Here is a 16,523-nt window from a genome sequence, read left to right as displayed (position 1 = left end):
ACTCCGGCGCCCTACCAGCGGTAATGGGCGAAGGCCTTGTTGGCTTCGGCCATGCGGTGGGTGTCTTCCTTCTTCTTCACGGCGCCGCCGCGACTGTTGAAGGCATCGATGAGCTCGGCGGAAAGCTTCGCGGACATGCCCTTCTCGCCACGCGAGCGGGCATAGTTGATCAGCCAGCGGATGGCCAGGGAAACCTGGCGATCGGGCCGCACGTCCATGGGCACCTGATAGGTGGCGCCGCCCACGCGGCGGGCCTTCACTTCAAGGTGCGGCTTCACGGACTCGACGGCGCGTTCGAACGCCTTCAGGGGCTCTTCGCCGGTCTTTTCGCCCAGGGTTTCGAGCGACTTGTAGAATAAACGTTCTGCCACACCCTTCTTGCCGTCGTACATCAGGCGATTGATGAAACGGGCGGCCAGCCGGCTGTTGTACACCGGATCGGGCAGAATTTCACGTCTGGGGACGGGACCTTTACGAGGCATCGAAATACTCCCTTGCTATTTGGGACGCTTGGCGCCGTACTTGGAACGGCCCTGGCGACGATCCTGCACACCGGCAGTGTCGAGGGTGCCGCGCACGATGTGGTAGCGGACACCGGGCAAGTCTTTCACGCGGCCGCCGCGGATCATGACGACCGAGTGTTCCTGCAGGTTGTGGCCTTCACCGGGAATGTAGGCGGTAACTTCGATACCGTTGGTGAGGCGCACGCGGGCAACCTTACGCAAGGCGGAGTTGGGCTTCTTCGGGGTGGTGGTGTACACGCGGGTGCACACGCCACGGCGCTGCGGGCAGGCCTGGAGAGCGGGGGTCTTCTTCCGCTTCAGCACTGCCTTGCGCTCTTTGCGAATGAGCTGGTTGATAGTGGGCATTCTGCTCCTCCGTGAAAGTGGATCGGAAACAATCGGTAAAGGCGCATGGGCATAGCCCAGCGCCTGACCGTTGTCAAGCAACATGATACGGAACCCGCCCATCACCTACGGGCAGGTTCACGCCGAACGCACGGTCACACGGGCTACCGGACGCGCCGCAAGCGCTCCGGTGGGGCGGGGTTCCAGCAGCCAGCGTCCCCGCAAAATCGCCCACCATGGTCCTGAACCCAACTTCTGTACCCCTTTTCCTTCTGATGGACAAGTTTTTTCCACACCCCGGCACAGCATCCCACGCATGCACCCTGCGCGCATCCCCCTGGCGCTCCGCAGGCACGCCCTCTATCAGCCACAGAAACCCGGCGGGCCCATGCTCCGGGGACATATATATGTATGATGCATCCCATGCAGTCACGCGCCCGCCCCCGCCCCTGCCCCGAACTCCGGTTGTCATGGTGCGCCCCTGCCGCGCCCCTTCCGACCGCAAAGGTCGTGCGCCGGCACCCCTTGGTCATTTTATCACAACCAAATTGGTGGACAATCGTCACGTCCGGCAGGTGACACTGGCAGGCACCCTGCCCGGAACAACGTGCCGCCGCCCCCTGCATGCACAGTGGCGCGCTGCCGTCAACCGTCTAAAATTACGGTAAATCAACAACAGCACACAGGCCGTCCGCTGGCATGGTCGCACCACGCATCAACCGCCATCCTCCGATACAGGGGCGCACCGCCTTCCGCCCCGGCGCCACATTGCGCGCCATTCCAACACCGGCACGGCTGCCCATGCCACGGCGCCGCCTATTCCCCGCCGCCCGTGTGCCGCACGGGGCGCGCCCGGACCGAGGCAAAATCAGCGGGCTGACGCTTTTCTCCCATTTGCCGCTTGACATTATGTAAAATATTTCACAAGAGGGATGCGTGGACGGCGAGATGCACTCCCGAATGCACCGCCGCTCCCGCATGCTTCTCGCACGAGAACAGCTTTTTTCGTACGCCGCCGCCCCGAAGCGGCGCGCCATGGCAACAACACATTCATTTGGAGGATGGAAGGTATGTCCAAGCTGGTTCCCCCTCATGGTGGTAAGGGCCTCGTCTGCTGCCTGCTCGAAGGTGCCGCCCGCGAAGCCGAACTCAAGAAGGCCGCTGGCCTGAAGCAGATCGAAATCAGCTCGCGCACCAAGGGCGACCTCATCATGATGGGCATCGGCGGCTTTTCTCCGCTGAACGGCTTCATGAAGAAGGCCGACTGGAAGAGCGTCTGCGAAAAGATGACCACCGCCGACGGCACCTTCTGGCCCGTGCCGGTGACCATGGACATCTCCAAGGAAGACGCCGCTGCCGTGAAGGTGGGCGACGAAGTGGCCCTGGTGCGCAAGGGTGAAACCTTCGCCACCATGAAGGTCGAAGAAATCTACGAAATGACCGAAGCCGACAAGAAGTGGGAATGCGAGCTCGTCTTCAAGGGCGACGGCCCCGACTCCCAGAAGTTCTGGGAAGTGGCGCTCGAAGACCACCCCGGCGTGAAGATGGTCATGGAACAGAAGGAATTCAACGTCGCCGGTACCGTCAAGGTGCTGTCCGAAGGTGACTTCCCCACCAAGTTCGCCGGCGTGTACAAGCGCCCCGCCGAACTGCGCGCCGAAATGGAAGAACGCGGCTGGGCCAACGTTGCCGCCCTGCAGCTGCGCAACCCCATGCACCGTTCGCACGAATTCCTGGCCAAGATCGCCATCGAAGTGTGCGACGGCGTGGTCATCCACTCCCTGGTGGGCGCCCTGAAGCCCGGCGACATCCCCGCCGAAGTGCGCGTGAAGTGCATCGACACCCTGGTCGAAAAGTACTTCGTGAAGCAGAACGTCATCCAGGCCGGCTACCCCCTGGACATGCGTTACGCCGGTCCCCGCGAAGGCCTGCTGCACGCCACCTTCCGCCAGAACTACGGCATCAACCGCATGATCATCGGCCGTGACCACGCCGGCGTGGGCGACTTCTACGGCATGTTCGAAGCCCAGACCATCTTCGACAAGATCCCCTACGTCAACGAAGCCTGCCCCGAGCCCGGCAAGGCCCTGATCTGCACCCCGCTGAAGATCGACTGGACCTTCTACTGCTACAAGTGCGACGGCATGGCCTCTCTGCGCACCTGCCCGCACGGCAAGGAAGACCGCGTCATCCTGTCCGGCACCAAGCTGCGCAAGGCCCTGTCCGACGGCGCCCCCGTTGCCGACCACTTCGGCCGCGACGAAGTGCTGGAAATCCTGCGCGCCTACTACGAAGGCCTGACCGAAAAGGTCGAAGTCAAGATGCAGCAGGCCGCTTCCGGCTCCGTGATGAAGTAGGCCCCGGCCACTTCAACGCTCGCTACATCGGGGAGGCGCCGCAAGGTGCCTCCCTTTTTTGCGTGAACTTGCGGGTTGGTACGGCCTCAACGCCGCCCCTTAAAAAAATCACCTGCTTTTCCATAGTATTACAAAAACACAAAATACGGGGTTCCAAGGGGCGGCAGCCCCTTGGCCGCCGGAGGCCTACAAAAACAGACGTTGCCAACAACATGGGCGCGGTCCCAGCCGGGAGCCGCGCCCATGTGCATCAATAATGACAAGGACGGATTGGAAACAGTCCCTAGCGTGCCCACCACGGCACATGTGACCAGCCGGAGCGCAGCCCTTCGCGCCAACGCGCGGCATCGGGATCCACCTCGTCCAGCAGGGCATGGAAGCGTGGCGAATGGTCCAGGTGCACGGTGTGGCAAAGCTCGTGCAGCAACACGTGACGGGCCAGTTCGCGCGGCAGGAACAGCAGGCTGGCATTGCAACTGATGGTGCCCCGCGCGGAGCAACTGCCCCAGCGGGTCTGCTGCATGCGCACCACGCAGCGCTGGTAGCGAAAGCCGTGCTCCACGGCCAGCCCGTGCAACCACGGGGCCAGACGCCGCTTGGCCACGGCGCGCAGCCAGTCGCGCAGCAGATCCACGGCCACGCCGTCGCCCGCCCCTCCGTCCGGCACGCGCAGGCGCAGGGCGGTGTCCACTTCGCGCAGTTCCGGGCGCATGCCCGGCGCAAGGGGGGCGCGGATCACGGCATAGCGCGCCTGCACCGCAGGCAGGACCACCTCGCCGGGGACACTGCGGATGCCGTCCGGCCCCAGGAACGCCCCACCGCCGGGAAAGACGGAAGGGGTTGCGCCAGCACCCGGCCCGTCCGTCCCCCCGGGCACCGCACCATTCCCCCCCTTCACGCCGGGTACCGGCTCGGCCAGACCGGCCCGCAACAGAGCCCGCACGATCCACGTGCGGTGCCGTTCCAGCACCTCCGGAATGCGCGTGGCGCTGAAACCGGGCGGTATCACCACCTCCAGCCCGCGTCGTGGCACGATGCGCAAGCGCACCCGCCGGGCACGGGGGCTGGTGCGCACGTCGTGTCGGGGCGGCCAGGCAACGTCGCCGGGCATGGGGACACAGCCCTCCCCGCCGCCAGGCCCGATGCCCGAAACGGTATCTGACCCGGCTTGACGCACGGTGTCACGCCTGGCGTATGTCCCGGCATCGGGTGCGGCGTCAGTTCCGGCATCAGTTCCGGCATCAGTTCCGGCATCGGGGCCGCCGGCATTCGCGCCATCCGGCCCTGCTTCCGGCCATCCGGATCGGATTCCGGCAAACCGTCGCAACAAATCTTTCAGGGGGTTCGTTGGGCTCATGTGTACGGGGCTTTACCTGTGCCTGTTTAGCGCATAGTATCGCGTCGCCTCGGGCTGGCCTTTACGCAAGACCCGCACTGGAGATTCGAGACATGCTCGCGTCAAACCGTTCCGCCTCCCTCTGGGGCGGCTTTCTGCTCGCCACGCTGGGCGCGGCCTTCTGCGCCTGGGCCGCCATTGCCCCGTCCGAGTCGCTGTGCGTCAGCACCGGCTGTTCGCTGTACCGCAACCTGACCATCTGGGGCCTGCCCCTGTGGTGGTACGGCACGGGCGCGTTCTCGCTCCTAGCCCTGTTCTGCATCTTCGGCAAGCAGGGCGCCGCGCGCGGGTTCGTCTGGCTGATGCTGGCCGCCGACACGGCACTGCTGGCGCTGATGGCCCTCACCGCCCCCTGTGCGGCCTGCCTTGTGGTGGCCGCGCTCATCGCGGGGGCCTTCGTGGCCATTCCCGGCGAACCGCGCCGCGACAGGCAACTGCGCATTTCCATCCTGCTCCTGGTGTGGGGCGGCCTGTTCTTCGCCAACGGCACGGCCCTGGCCACCGAACGCATGGGCGCCTGGAACCTTCAGGGACCGGACAGCGCCCCCGTCACCCTGTATTTCTCGCCGTCGTGCCCGGCCTGCCGCCAGGCCATCGCCGCCCTTGCCGGGGCCGCACCGGACACCGTGGCCTACCGCCCGGTGGCCGAAAACGACGATGACATCCTGTCCATCGAGCAGATGCGGCGCGCCGTCGAACAGGGGGCGTCCGTGGCCGATGCCCTGCGCACGGCGGTGGATGCCCCGACTGCCTCGCCGGGTCCCGCAATGTCCCTGTTCGAACAGGTCCGGCTGCGCTGGAAGTTGCTGCGCAACAAGGCCCGCGTGCTGTCCTCCGGTGCGGACAGGCTGCCGGTGATGCTGATGGCGGGCATGCCCCGGCTTCCTTTCGGCCACGGTGCGGACGGCGCCGCGCCTGGCGCGGGCACGCCCCCTTCGCAGCTCCCTCGCTCCGCCGCACAGCAGCAAGGGCCCTTCTCTCCGGCGCCAGGGACGGTACAGAGCCCGGCGCAGGGCCAGACGGGCAAGCCCGCCCCTGCCCCCACGGGCCAGGACGCCTCCCTGCCGTTCCTGACCAACGACTTCGCCGGGTGCGCGCAAACACCCAACAGCAACGCGACCTGCGACTAGACCACGCGCGGGGCCATGACGCCCCGCGCCATCACCTGCGCCCCACTACCTCCGAAGCCTTCCCCTTCCCCGACATCCCGATGCGGACCCGCTAAAGGCCCGGGTGTGAACCCGCCAAGCCCCCCCGAGCCACGGCCATCCGACAATCATCGGAGGGGCGAGCCGCCCCTCGCCCCCTGCCACACCCGCGAATTGATCAACCAATCAGAACACGCAAGATTTGTTGACCTTTCGGGTGTTTCAGACTATGTGAAAAAAATCATTTTTTCAGGCATCACACTCGCGCGCCCCGTGCGCGGGGTTTGTCCGGGGAGGCGACGCATCCCCCCTTTTCGCTTGGACAAAGCGAAAGAAACGCCGTATAGGGGGGTGCGCCGCAAGAGGCGCGCCCGCTAACCGCAATGGCAAAGAGTTCACATGACCATCAGGGACCTGCTCGCCGAGCACAAGGACGCCATCATCCACAAATGGATAGACGCCATGTATGGCACCTATCCGTTTGACACCGTGGGTTTCCTGCGCAGCAGCAGGGACCAGTTCTCCAATCCCGTGGGCCACACCACTGCGGCATCCGCCGTGGTCATCTTCGACGCCATCGCAGGCGACGACGTGGACGAGGCCCATCTTTCCGAGGCCATAGAGGATGTCATCCGCATCCGGGCCATCCAGAATTTCACCCCCGAGCAGGCCGTGGGCGTGCTGTTCGTGCTGAAGACGGTGCTCCGCCAGATACTGCGGTCCGCCATCGTGCAGCACGGGTTGCACGACGAGCAGCTGGAGGTGGAATCGCGCATCGACACCGTGGCGCTCCTGGCCTTCGGCAAGTATGCCGCCTGCCGCGAACGCCTGCACATGATGAAGGTGGACGACTTCAAACGTGGATACGCCCAGCTCCTGCGCAGGGCTGAACGTATATTGGACAAGCCGGTAGGGGAACCGGACACGCAGAAACCGATAGCCTAGCAGCGAGGTAACGGAATGTTCATTTCACTTTTAGCGGTCATTGCGCTGGGTTGCATCGCCTGGCTGGGAGCGGCCTCAGGCTTCCAGTACCTTATCGGGGTGGTGTTGCCGTATGCCGCGGTGCTCGTGTTCATCGGCGGTTTCGTCTGGCGGATGGTGGATTGGGCCAAGTCGCCCGTGCCCTTCCGCATCCCGACCACGGGCGGCCAGCAGAAATCGCTGGACTGGATCAAGCCCGCCCGGCTCGACAGCCCCTTCACCACCGCTGGCACCGTGGGGCGCATGCTTCTCGAAGTGCTGCTGTTCCGGTCGCTTTTCCGGAACACTTCGGTCGAAATCCAGAAAGGCCCCCGCGTGGTCTACTATTCGGCCAAGTGGCTGTGGCTTTTCGCGCTGCTGTTCCACTACTGTTTCCTGCTGATCTTCATCCGGCACTTCCGGTTCTTCCTCGAACCGGTGCCCTTTGCCCTGACGGCCATCGAGTTCGTTGACGGCATCATGCAGATCGGCGTGCCCCGCATGTTCATGACCGACGTGCTCGTCGTCGCGGCCCTCGGCTTTCTGCTTGCCCGCCGCCTGTTCAACGAGAAGGTGCGCTACATCTCGCTGGCCAACGACTACTTTCCGTTGTTCCTGCTGCTTGGCCTCGTGGGCAGCGGCATCTGGATGCGCTACTTCGCCAAGGTGGACATCGCCGCGGTCAAGGTGCTGACCATGGGCCTCGTGACCATGAATCCCGTACTGCCCGAAGGCATTGGCGCGGCGTTCTTCATCCACATCTTCCTGCTCTCGTGCCTGCTTGCGTACTTCCCGTTCAGCAAGCTGATGCACATGGGCGGCGTCTTCCTGAGCCCCACGCGCAACCTGCCCAACAACACGCGCGCGGTGCGCCACGTGAACCCCTGGAACCCGCCCAAGAAGTACCGCACCTACGCGGAATACGAAGACGAGTTCCGGGAACTGATGGAAGAGGCGGGGCTGCCTGTCGACAAAACCTCTGAAGAAGCCGCTGCCGCCGAGTAAGGAGCCGACATGTCCAAACTGCCAACTCCCGACAAGCTGATCGCGACCATCCCCACCTTCCCCATGGAAGGATGGATGGACACCAAGCCGGACTTCAAGCCCGGCACGTGGTGCTATCCGGCCAAGGTCGACAACATGAAGGCCCTCGGCATGCCGAACCCGCACGAGTGGTCGGCCGATCAGGAAGACTGGAACCTGCCGGAGAACTGGGAAGAGATCATCTACGAAGGCCTCAAGCAGCGCCTGGCCAAGCACCGCTCGCTGAAGGTCTTCATGGACATCTGCGTGCGCTGCGGCGCCTGCGCCGACAAGTGTCACTTCTTCATCGGCACGGGCGACCCCAAGAACATGCCCGTGCTGCGCGCCGAGTTGCTGCGCTCGGTGTACCGCCGCGACTTCACCACGGCTGGCAAGCTGCTGGGCAAGCTGGCTGGCGCCCGCAAGCTGGACAAGGACGTCATCAAGGAGTGGTTCTACTACTTCTACCAGTGCACCGAATGCCGCCGCTGCTCGCTGTTCTGCCCCTACGGCATCGACACCGCGGAAATCACCGCCATCGCGCGTGAGCTCTTGCACGAGCTTGGCCTTGGCATCCACTGGATCATGGAACCGGTGTTCAACTGCAACCGCACCGGCAACCACCTTGGCATCCAGCCGCACGCCTTCAAGGAAATCGTCGAGTTCCTCTGCGAGGACATCGAGACGGTGACCGGCATCAAGATCAACCCGCCCTTCAACGAAAAGGGCCACGAGATCGTGTTCATCACGCCCTCGGGTGACGTGTTCGCCGACCCCGGCATCTACACGTTCATGGGCTACCTGATGCTGTTCCACGAAATCGGGCTGGACTACACCCTGTCCACCTACGCATCGGAAGGCGGCAACTTCGGCTCGTTCACCACCTTCGACATGGCGAAGAAGCTGAACGCCAAGATGTACGCCGAAGCCGAGCGCCTTGGCTCCAAGTGGATCCTGGGTGGCGAATGCGGCCACATGTGGCGCGTGGTGCACCAGTACATGGACACCTTCAACGGCCCCACCCCGCCCAAGATGGAAGTGCCCAGGTCGCCCATCACCGGCACGGTGTTCAAGAACGCGGCGTCCACCAAGATGGTGCACATCGCCGAGTTCACGGCCGACCTCATCAAGCACAACAAGCTGCGCCTCGACCCCAGCCGCAACGACCACCTGACCGTGACCTTCCACGACTCGTGCAACCCGGCGCGCGGCATGGGCCTGCTGGATGAACCCCGCTACGTGATCCAGAACGTGTGCAACAACTACGTGGACATGCCCGAGAACACCATCCGCGAGCAGACCTTCTGCTGCGGCGGCGGTTCCGGCCTGAACACCGACGAAATCATGGAAATCCGCATGCGCGGCGGCCTGCCCCGCGGCAATGCCCTGCGGTACGTGCAGCAGAAGCACGGCGTGAACACCATGGCCTGCATCTGCGCCATCGACCGGGCCACCCTGCCCCCGCTGGCCAACTACTGGGCCCCCGGCGTCACGGTCTACGGTACCCACGAGCTGGTGGCCAACGCCCTCGTGATGCGCGGCGAACAGAAGCGCACCATGGACCTGCGGCAGGAAGAACTGCCCGGTATGGAGGATGAATAACCATGTATAACGGCAAATACATCATCCCCGGCATCGTGATTTTCGTCGGGCTGTTCACCTTTCCCTTCTGGTCCAACCTGCTGACGCCCAAGTACGAGCGTCCGCAGCTGGCCCTGCCCGCGGGCCAGAAGGAATGCATCGAACCGGCCGAATACATGCGCGCCGAGCACATGCACATTCTCGACGTGTGGCGCGACCAGGCCCTGCGCGAAGGCAAGCGCGCCTATGTCGCCTCCAACGGCAAGGTCTGGGACATCAGCCTGCAGAACACCTGCATGAAGTGTCACACCAACAAGGCCGATTTCTGCGACAAGTGCCACAACTCCAACAGCGTGAACCCCTACTGCTGGGATTGCCATGTGGCGCCGAGGGGGAACCAGTAATGAGCACCACCAGAAGACAATTCCTGAAGATCGCCGGGCTCGCCGCCTTCGGCCTTGGCACTTCGACCGCGCTGGACGCGGCTGACGCCGTCGCCAAGGACATGCCGGGCGCCAAGTACGACGTGGGCGGCAAGCACCTTGCCGCCAAGCGCTGGGCCATGGTCATCGACACCCGCAAGCTGGAATCGCGCGAGGACTTCGATCGCATCATCCACGCCTGCCATTCGGTCCACAACGTCCCTTCGATTCCCACCAAGCAGGAAATCAAGTGGATCTGGACCGACAAGTACGACCATGTCTTCACCGACGACATGAGCGAGCACCTGTCCCCCGCCGTGCGCGAAAAGGACTACCTGCTGCTGTGCAACCACTGCGAAAACCCGCCCTGCGTGCGCGTGTGCCCCACCAAGGCCACCTTCAAGCGCGCCGACGGCATCGTGGTGATGGACTACCACCGCTGCATCGGCTGCCGCTTCTGCATGGCCGGGTGTCCGTACGGCGCGCGCAGCTTCAACTTCGGCGATCCGCGCCCCTACCTGAAGGACGTGAACCCCACCTTCCCCACCCGCATGCGCGGCGTTGTGGAAAAGTGCACCTTCTGCTCCGAACGGCTTGAGGTGGGCCTGCTGCCCGCCTGCGTCGAAGCCTCGAACGGGGCCATCCTGTTCGGCGACCTCGACGACCCGAATTCGCCGGTTCGCAAGGCCCTTGCCGAGAACTTCAGCATTCGCCGCAAGCCCTCCATCGGGACCCAGCCCGGCGTCTACTACATCGTGTAGGAGGAGAAGCCATGATCGAGAAGGTTCTGAAAGGCTCCCCGGCGTTCTACATCTGGTTGCTGTTTCTTGGCGGCATCGCGAGCCTGGGCGTCTTCGCGTACATCTTCCAGCTGAACTACGGGCTGACCATCACCGGCATGAGCCGCGACGTTTCGTGGGGGCTGTACATCTCGCAGTTCACCTACTTCGTCGGCGTGGCGGCCTCGGCCGTCATGCTGGTGCTGCCCGCCTACTTCCATCACTACAAAAAGTTCAAGAAGATGATCATCCTCGGCGAGTTCATGGCGATCTCGGCCGTGCTGATGTGCATGCTCTTCATCGTCACCGACATGGGGCAGCCGCAGCGCATGCTGAACGTCATCCTGCACCCCACGCCGAACTCCATCATGTTCTACGACATGATGGTGCTCATGGGGTACCTGTTCATCAACGCGCTGGTCGGCTGGGTTACCCTGGAAGCCGAGCGCCACGATGTTGACCCGCCCAAGTGGATCAAGTTCTTCATCTACCTGTCGGTGGTGTGGGCGTTCTCCATCCACACCGTCACCGCCTTCCTGTACGCGGGCCTGCCCGGTCGCCACTACTGGCTGACGGCCATCATGGCTGCCCGCTTCCTGTCCTCGGCCTTTGCCTCCGGTCCGGCCATCCTGCTGCTGCTGGTCATCGCGCTGCGCCGCCTGACCGGGTTCGATCCGGGCCGCGAAGCCATCCAGACCCTGACCAAGATCATCACCTACGCCATGGCCATCAACGTGTTCTTCTTCCTGCTGGAAGTGTTCACGGCCTTCTACAGCGGCATGCCGGGTCACCAGCATCCGCTCACCTTCCTGTTCGTGGGCCACGACGGCCACGCCTCGTGGGTGGTGGGCTGGATGTGGACGGCCGCCGTGCTGGCCCTGCTGTCGCTGTGCCTGCTCATTCCCCCGCAGATCCGCGACAACGAACGCGTGCTGCCGTGGGCGCTGGGCATTCTGGTCATCGCCAGCTGGATCGACAAGGGCCTTGGCCTCCTGATCGGCGGCTTTACCCCCAACCCCTTCGAGACGGTGACCATCTACACCCCCAGCTTCCCGGAAATCCTCGTGACCGTCGGCGTTTACGCCATCGGCCTGATGGTGCTTTCGGTGCTGTGGAAGATCGCCCTCGACGTGAAGAAGGAAGCGGGCACCTTCTAGCCGCTGCCTGACTTGGCGTGATTCGATCGCAAAGGGCCCGTGCCGCATCGGCACGGGCCCTTCTGCATGTGTGCAGGCAGCTCCGCCGCGCGGGACTGCCGCCCCCCCCGTCCATGTCCCCGGCTGCGTCGCTTGGCGGCAGTGCTTGCCAGCCCCCCGCCATCCTTTTCATACGCCGGACAGCACGCAATCGGCCATGCCAGGGCCCCAGGCGCCAGCCGGGCCAGCCCCCCGCACCGGGTTGCCTGACAGGCCAGGGGAGCACAGGGCCAGCATGGCTCTGCCTCGCACACGGCTTCGGCAGGCGAACACGCGATATGCCATGGGGGCTTGGACGCTCCCTGCGCCCCCGGCAAACGCCTTCGTCGAGCCTTGCCCCGCCCTATGACGTCTTCGATCCGGACCGCCCGCACAACACCGGCAGAGGGCGATGCCGTCTCCGCTCTGCACACGTTGGTTCCAGCGTCCTCTCTCTCCCCTCAACGCAAAAGGGCCGCACCCGAAGGTGCGGCCCCATGCATACAGAGAAAGGCAGGGACTAGAACTTGTAGCCCACCGAAAGGCCGAACACGTGGGTACGACCATCGCGCGAGGAACCGTCGTAGATGCCCGAACTGCTGCGGGTGTCGTAGTCGGCGTCTTCGGCCACGATGTAGGTGTACGAAAGGTCCACGGTGTAGCTGTCCCAGTGGAAGCCGGTACCCACGCTGTACAACTGGCGGTCGTCGGTGGGGATCAGGTAGTCGATCTTGTTACCGGGAGCGGGCGACTCGTCATAAACGTAACCCGCGCGCAAATCCATCCACGGAGTGGCGGCGTACTCGACACCAATGCTGTAGCGCCAGGCATCATTCCAGTCCTTCTCCTGGTTGACCAGGGCACCAGCACCGCCGGCAAAGGGAGACTCGTGGTAGATGGCCAGGTTGTCATACAGCGACCAGCGGGTCAGCAGGGCGCCGACTTCGATGCTCAGCTCGGGAATCGGCGAATAGGACACGCCAAAAGCAAGCATGTCGGGCATGGTCACCGAGCCCTTCACATCACAGTCCCTGTAGGTGCCGACCACAGCAGGAATACCGGTCAGCGCGGAACCGATGGTGAAGTCATTCTCGCCACGGGCTTCCTGTTCAATCTGGCTCTTGTAGCTCACGCCAGCGGCCCACTGGTCGTTGAACTGGTAGTGCAGGCCGGCGGTGAGGCCCCAGCCGTAGCTGTCGGCCTCGAGATTCGAATCCACCTCGGCGGCGGAGGGGGTCATGGGGTTGTTGGCGCCGGTGGGGTCGCTCTTCTTGTCCATGTTCAGCTTCAGGGTCATGAACTCGACGCCCACGGCGGCGGACAGCTTGTCGGTGATCTTGAACGCGATGTTGGGATTGTAGGAGATGGTCTGGATTTCGGCGTTATAGATGTTGTAGCGGCCAGCCCAGCGCTCGTCGTCATATTCGGTGCCCAGGCCGAAGCGGGTATAGATGCCCATGCCCAGCCACAGGTTGTCCCTGAGCTGGGTGGTCATGTACCCGTGCGGGGGCAACCAGACGTTATCGGCGCCTTCACCGGTGTAGGTATTGCCGCCGTAGTTCACATCAACCTTGGCGCTGGGGACGATGGCGCTGAACCCGGCCATCACCTGGGTGCCTTCCAGCTGAGTCATCAGGGCCGGGTTGTAGGCCACGGCAGAGGCATCGGGCTTGCGGGCCACCAGGGTGCCGCCCAGCGCGTTGCCGCGCGCGCCCCATTCGTACAGGGCAAAGCCCTCGGCCTGCGCGGTGCCCGCCAGGGCGGTGCACACCAACAGGCACGACACAGCCAACGATTTCAGTCGCTTCATGGATCTCCCCTAGGTTTTTGTATGCCTGCCGCCGAACGATGCGCACGCGCGAAGAGAGTCCCCCGGCGCGGCTTGGCGTCCAAGGGAGAACACACGGAACGTTCCGACTTTTTCAGGCAGAATGACGATTGCCGCTCCCCCGCGCGTTCCCTCTCGGCCAATGGCCGAACGCACGTACCGGGGCACGGCACCCCTTAAGCACAATCGGATGTAGCTATCCGATTCGTCAACGATTTGCAACCATTCGGAAACACCTCGGAAACACGAAAAAAGTAATACTCGCGCACGCCGCCGGAACACTCCCGCGCACATCAGGAACCGCACCGATCCGGCAAGTGCCGCGAGACACGCCCCGGCTGCCCGATGCCGTGGGCAACAAACGCCGCCCCCCTTGCCCCGCCCACAACGCATCGGGGCGCCGGAATCGAACCCATGGTCCGTCCCCGGCGCCCCGACGTGCCGCACGCTCCTGTGCGGCGTCCGCATTCTTTCACTATTCTGGTGCGGGTGTTTCCCGATTCGCATGCCCGGCCTGCGCCCCATTCCGCCGAGCATCCAAAGGCTCGTCCAGCAGGCCCCGCGCGCCCAGCACGGTCTCTATCTCGGTCACCAGGCAGCCGAAATCCACGGGTTTGGAGACGTAGCCGTCCATGCCCTCCGCCAGAAAGCGCTCCCGGTCCCCGGCCATGGCATGGGCCGTCATGGCGATGACCGGCACCCGCGACGGCATGCCCATGCGGCCGCGCAACGCGCGTATCGTTTCCAGGCCGTCCATTTCAGGCATCTGGATGTCCATCAGCAAGAGGTCGCAGGGTTCGCGTTCCAGCCCGGCCAGCACCTCTATGCCGCTGGACACGGTGATCACGTCGTGCCCCATGCGTTCGAAGAAGTACACCGCCAGCTTGCGGTTGATCACGTCGTCTTCGGCCACCATGATGCGCAGCCGCCGCTTCACGCCCCGGATCACCGGCAGGCTGGCCTCACGCGGGCGCGGGACCGTGGATTCGCCCTGGGTAAAGCGCATGGTCAGCACAAAGGTGCTGCCCGCTCCTTCCTGGCTGCGCACCGTGATGTCGCCGCCCATCATCCGCGCGATCTCACGCGAGATGGCAAGGCCAAGCCCGGCGCCGCCGTACTTCTTGGTCAGGAAATTCTCGGCCAGGGTAAACGGCTCGAAGATGCGTTCCCACTTTTCCGAGGCAATGCCCACCCCGGTGTCCTCAACGGTGACACGCAACCCCACCGTGCTCCCCGAGTGGGCCGCCTGCGCCTCCCGCCCGTCTCCGGACACCTGAGGAGGAGTGCCGTCCAGCGCCACCGACAGCGAAACGCCGCCCATCTCGGTGTACTTGATGCCGTTGATGACCAGATTGGTCAGCACCTGGCGCAACCGCGCGGCGTCGCCCACCAGGCGGTCGGGCACGTCGGGCGACACCTCGCAGACAAGGGTCAGGTTCTTCCAGCGGGCCTGCACGTCCAGCACGCGGACCAGATCGTTCACTGTCTCGCGCAGATTGAACGGGGCCTCGTTAAGGGCGATGCGCCCGGCCTCAATGCTGGACATGTCCAGCAGGTTGTTGACGATGGCCAGCAGATCCAGCCCGGCCTGGCGCACCATGCCCAGACATTCTTCCTGTTCACCTGCGGGACCGGCGGCCAGCAGCAACTCGGTCAGCCCGATGATGCCGTTGAGCGGGGTGCGCAGTTCATGGCTGATGTTGGCGAGAAACTGGGTCTTGGCGCGGTTGGCGGATTCCGCCTCCACCCTGGCCTGTTCCAGTTCGCGCGTGCGCACGGCCACCTCGGCGGCGAGGTTCTTGTGGTAGCGACGGTTTTCCGCGCGCAACCGCCCCTGCTCGATGGCCAGGCGCACCCGGTGGCCCAACACCTCAAGGTCCATGATGGGCTTGAGGATGAAATCCCAGGCGCCCCGGCGCACCGCCTCTATGGCGTCCTGCATGACCCCGGTGCCGGACACCACGATGGTGGGCATGTCCGGCCGCTCGGCCGCCAGTTCGCGCAGCACGTCCAGGCCGTCAAGGCCGGGCATGCGCAGGTCCACCAGCACGGCATCGGGCTGCACCGCGCGCACCAGATCAAGGCCGGTGCGGCCATCCGTCCCCTCGTGCACGATGTAGCCCAGGTCTTCGAGATAGGCGGTAATGCTGCGCCGCACCATCGTGTCGTCGTCGATGACGACCAACGTGGGCGCGCCAGACGAGGTGGTCGGGCCGGAAGGGGATGAGGCGGGTAGGCCGCTGGCGGAGCTCATGCCCTCTCCGGCGCGGAAAGACGGCGGAAGATGCCTTGCACCAGATCGTCCATGTTCTGCAACGGCTTGATGTACACGTCGGACCGTTGCACGCCTATGGCGAGAAGCTCAGACGGCAGCTTGTAATTGGTCGAGCCGGTGTGGATGAGATAGCGCAGCGTGGGCAGCGCCTGATGAGCCCGGATGATGAAGTCGTTGCCGCTCATTCCCGGCAGACGCATGTCGATGATGCCCACGTCCGGGCGATGGCGTTCCAGCAGATTCAGCGCGTCTTCACCGCTGCCCGCCGTAACCACCCGGAACCCTTCGTCCTCAAGGTATGCCTCGAGGTTTTCGCGCACCATCTCTTCGTCATCCACCACAAGTATGAGGATGTCGGCATTGTTCATAACTACCCCGTACTGCCCCGATGCTTCCCCCGCCCGGTGCGCCCCTTCGTGGAATACGCGACCGTTGTCAGGCTGACTGGTCGCCGGATACATCATATGCCAGACGCGGCACTGCGTGCAACGCCGGAATGCGCGTCCGACAGCAGGCGCGGCGCCAGTACTGCCCTGAAGGGTTACGATGCCTCGCGGACGATGGCCTGCTCACGCCGCAGCGGGCACCACGTGGGGCGATCCAGCGCGATGTCCAGCGGGCGGTGCTTGGGAGTGGAAAGGTTGCAGCGTGCGGGTTCGCCCTGGCTGCAGAAGGGACAGTCGCTGCACTTGCGGACGACGATGATCATGGTGGTATCCTTGGTTCCG

Annotated in this window: 15 protein-coding genes; 8 read left to right on the top strand and 7 right to left on the bottom strand. The window is 64.2% G+C overall.

All coding sequences use genetic code 11. The features are described 5' to 3' along the window. Positions 1-11: 11 nt before the first annotated feature. Together rpsG and rpsL are read right to left on the bottom strand one after the other, a co-directional pair. Positions 12-482: a 30S ribosomal protein S7 gene (gene rpsG, locus DESTE_RS00605; protein ID WP_035063946.1), complete on the bottom strand. Its 471-nt coding sequence runs from the start codon at positions 480-482 to the stop codon at positions 12-14. 15 nt (positions 483-497) lie between these two features. Further along, on the bottom strand, positions 498-869 hold the full coding sequence (gene rpsL / locus DESTE_RS00600) for a 30S ribosomal protein S12 (RefSeq protein WP_007521010.1): 372 nt from the start codon (positions 867-869) through the stop codon (positions 498-500). 1,049 nt (positions 870-1,918) lie between these two features. Here rpsL and sat point away from each other — a divergent pair. Beyond that, positions 1,919-3,205: a sulfate adenylyltransferase gene (gene sat, locus DESTE_RS00595; protein ID WP_035063942.1), complete on the top strand. Its 1,287-nt coding sequence runs from the start codon at positions 1,919-1,921 to the stop codon at positions 3,203-3,205. A gap of 283 nt (positions 3,206-3,488) precedes the next feature. Here sat and DESTE_RS00590 read toward each other — a convergent pair whose 3' ends face one another. Further along, a complete protein-coding gene (locus DESTE_RS00590) occupies positions 3,489-4,316 on the bottom strand; it encodes a M48 family metallopeptidase (protein WP_035063940.1) in 828 nt (275 codons plus the stop codon). A 338-nt stretch (positions 4,317-4,654) separates the two neighbouring features. Here DESTE_RS00590 and DESTE_RS00585 point away from each other — a divergent pair, with 338 nt between their 5' ends. From DESTE_RS00585 to dsrP, 7 genes are all read left to right on the top strand, one after another. Then, positions 4,655-5,731, top strand: a complete 1,077-nt coding sequence (locus DESTE_RS00585) for a hypothetical protein (RefSeq protein WP_035063939.1) — start codon at positions 4,655-4,657, stop codon at positions 5,729-5,731. Positions 5,732-6,148: 417 nt separating this feature from the next. Then, positions 6,149-6,694, top strand: a complete 546-nt coding sequence (locus tag DESTE_RS00580; protein ID WP_035063936.1) for an RsbRD N-terminal domain-containing protein — start codon at positions 6,149-6,151, stop codon at positions 6,692-6,694. 15 nt (positions 6,695-6,709) lie between these two features. Further along, complete coding sequence (dsrM, locus tag DESTE_RS00575; protein WP_035063934.1) at positions 6,710-7,717, top strand: sulfate reduction electron transfer complex DsrMKJOP subunit DsrM; 1,008 nt, start codon at positions 6,710-6,712, stop codon at positions 7,715-7,717. A 9-nt stretch (positions 7,718-7,726) separates the two neighbouring features. After that, positions 7,727-9,337, top strand: a complete 1,611-nt coding sequence (gene dsrK, locus DESTE_RS00570; RefSeq protein ID WP_035063933.1) for a sulfate reduction electron transfer complex DsrMKJOP subunit DsrK — start codon at positions 7,727-7,729, stop codon at positions 9,335-9,337. A 2-nt stretch (positions 9,338-9,339) separates the two neighbouring features. After that, positions 9,340-9,720 carry a sulfate reduction electron transfer complex DsrMKJOP subunit DsrJ gene (dsrJ, locus tag DESTE_RS00565; protein ID WP_035063930.1) on the top strand — a complete coding sequence of 127 codons (381 nt, stop codon included), beginning with the start codon at positions 9,340-9,342 and terminating at the stop codon, positions 9,718-9,720. Beyond that, positions 9,720-10,499, top strand: a complete 780-nt coding sequence (dsrO, locus tag DESTE_RS00560) for a sulfate reduction electron transfer complex DsrMKJOP subunit DsrO (RefSeq protein ID WP_035063928.1) — start codon at positions 9,720-9,722, stop codon at positions 10,497-10,499. The genes dsrJ and dsrO overlap by 1 nt, the downstream gene beginning before the upstream one ends. Positions 10,500-10,510: 11 nt before the next feature. Next, positions 10,511-11,674, top strand: coding sequence for a sulfate reduction electron transfer complex DsrMKJOP subunit DsrP (gene dsrP, locus DESTE_RS00555; protein WP_035063925.1), 1,164 nt, complete (start codon positions 10,511-10,513; stop codon positions 11,672-11,674). 538 nt (positions 11,675-12,212) lie between these two features. Here the strand turns inward: dsrP and DESTE_RS00550 are convergent. The 4 genes from DESTE_RS00550 to DESTE_RS18155 all read right to left on the bottom strand — a co-directional run bounded on the left by DESTE_RS00550 (position 12,213) and on the right by DESTE_RS18155 (position 16,504). Further along, positions 12,213-13,502, bottom strand: a complete 1,290-nt coding sequence (locus DESTE_RS00550) for an OmpP1/FadL family transporter (protein WP_035063922.1) — start codon at positions 13,500-13,502, stop codon at positions 12,213-12,215. Positions 13,503-13,995: 493 nt separating this feature from the next. Next, a complete protein-coding gene (locus DESTE_RS00545; RefSeq protein ID WP_035063919.1) occupies positions 13,996-15,774 on the bottom strand; it encodes a response regulator in 1,779 nt (592 codons plus the stop codon). Further along, positions 15,771-16,163 (bottom strand): response regulator, encoded by a 393-nt coding sequence (locus tag DESTE_RS00540; RefSeq protein WP_035063917.1) that lies wholly within the window; start codon positions 16,161-16,163, stop codon positions 15,771-15,773. The genes DESTE_RS00545 and DESTE_RS00540 overlap by 4 nt, the downstream gene beginning before the upstream one ends. A gap of 173 nt (positions 16,164-16,336) precedes the next feature. Beyond that, entirely contained in the window at positions 16,337-16,504 is a 168-nt protein-coding gene (locus DESTE_RS18155) for a hypothetical protein (RefSeq protein WP_196609137.1), read from the bottom strand. Between the last annotated feature and the right edge of the window lie 19 nt (positions 16,505-16,523).

Source organism: Nitratidesulfovibrio termitidis HI1, assembly GCF_000504305.1.
Classification (GTDB): domain Bacteria; phylum Desulfobacterota; class Desulfovibrionia; order Desulfovibrionales; family Desulfovibrionaceae; genus Cupidesulfovibrio; species Cupidesulfovibrio termitidis.
This window is presented reverse-complemented; position numbering and strand designations above follow the sequence as displayed.

Excerpts from the sequence above, each read along its gene's own strand:
- rpsG (WP_035063946.1), bottom strand. The coding sequence starts at position 482 with ATGCCTCGTAAAGGTCCCGTCCCCAGACGTGAAATTCTGCCCGATCCG.
- rpsL (WP_007521010.1), bottom strand. The coding sequence starts at position 869 with ATGCCCACTATCAACCAGCTCATTCGCAAAGAGCGCAAGGCAGTGCTG.
- sat (WP_035063942.1), top strand. The coding sequence starts at position 1,919 with ATGTCCAAGCTGGTTCCCCCTCATGGTGGTAAGGGCCTCGTCTGCTGC.
- DESTE_RS00590 (WP_035063940.1), bottom strand. The coding sequence starts at position 4,316 with ATGCCCGGCGACGTTGCCTGGCCGCCCCGACACGACGTGCGCACCAGC.
- DESTE_RS00585 (WP_035063939.1), top strand. The coding sequence starts at position 4,655 with ATGCTCGCGTCAAACCGTTCCGCCTCCCTCTGGGGCGGCTTTCTGCTC.
- DESTE_RS00580 (WP_035063936.1), top strand. The coding sequence starts at position 6,149 with ATGACCATCAGGGACCTGCTCGCCGAGCACAAGGACGCCATCATCCAC.
- dsrM (WP_035063934.1), top strand. The coding sequence starts at position 6,710 with ATGTTCATTTCACTTTTAGCGGTCATTGCGCTGGGTTGCATCGCCTGG.
- dsrK (WP_035063933.1), top strand. The coding sequence starts at position 7,727 with ATGTCCAAACTGCCAACTCCCGACAAGCTGATCGCGACCATCCCCACC.
- dsrJ (WP_035063930.1), top strand. The coding sequence starts at position 9,340 with ATGTATAACGGCAAATACATCATCCCCGGCATCGTGATTTTCGTCGGG.
- dsrO (WP_035063928.1), top strand. The coding sequence starts at position 9,720 with ATGAGCACCACCAGAAGACAATTCCTGAAGATCGCCGGGCTCGCCGCC.
- dsrP (WP_035063925.1), top strand. The coding sequence starts at position 10,511 with ATGATCGAGAAGGTTCTGAAAGGCTCCCCGGCGTTCTACATCTGGTTG.
- DESTE_RS00550 (WP_035063922.1), bottom strand. The coding sequence starts at position 13,502 with ATGAAGCGACTGAAATCGTTGGCTGTGTCGTGCCTGTTGGTGTGCACC.
- DESTE_RS00545 (WP_035063919.1), bottom strand. The coding sequence starts at position 15,774 with ATGAGCTCCGCCAGCGGCCTACCCGCCTCATCCCCTTCCGGCCCGACC.
- DESTE_RS00540 (WP_035063917.1), bottom strand. The coding sequence starts at position 16,163 with ATGAACAATGCCGACATCCTCATACTTGTGGTGGATGACGAAGAGATG.
- DESTE_RS18155 (WP_196609137.1), bottom strand. The coding sequence starts at position 16,504 with ATGATCATCGTCGTCCGCAAGTGCAGCGACTGTCCCTTCTGCAGCCAG.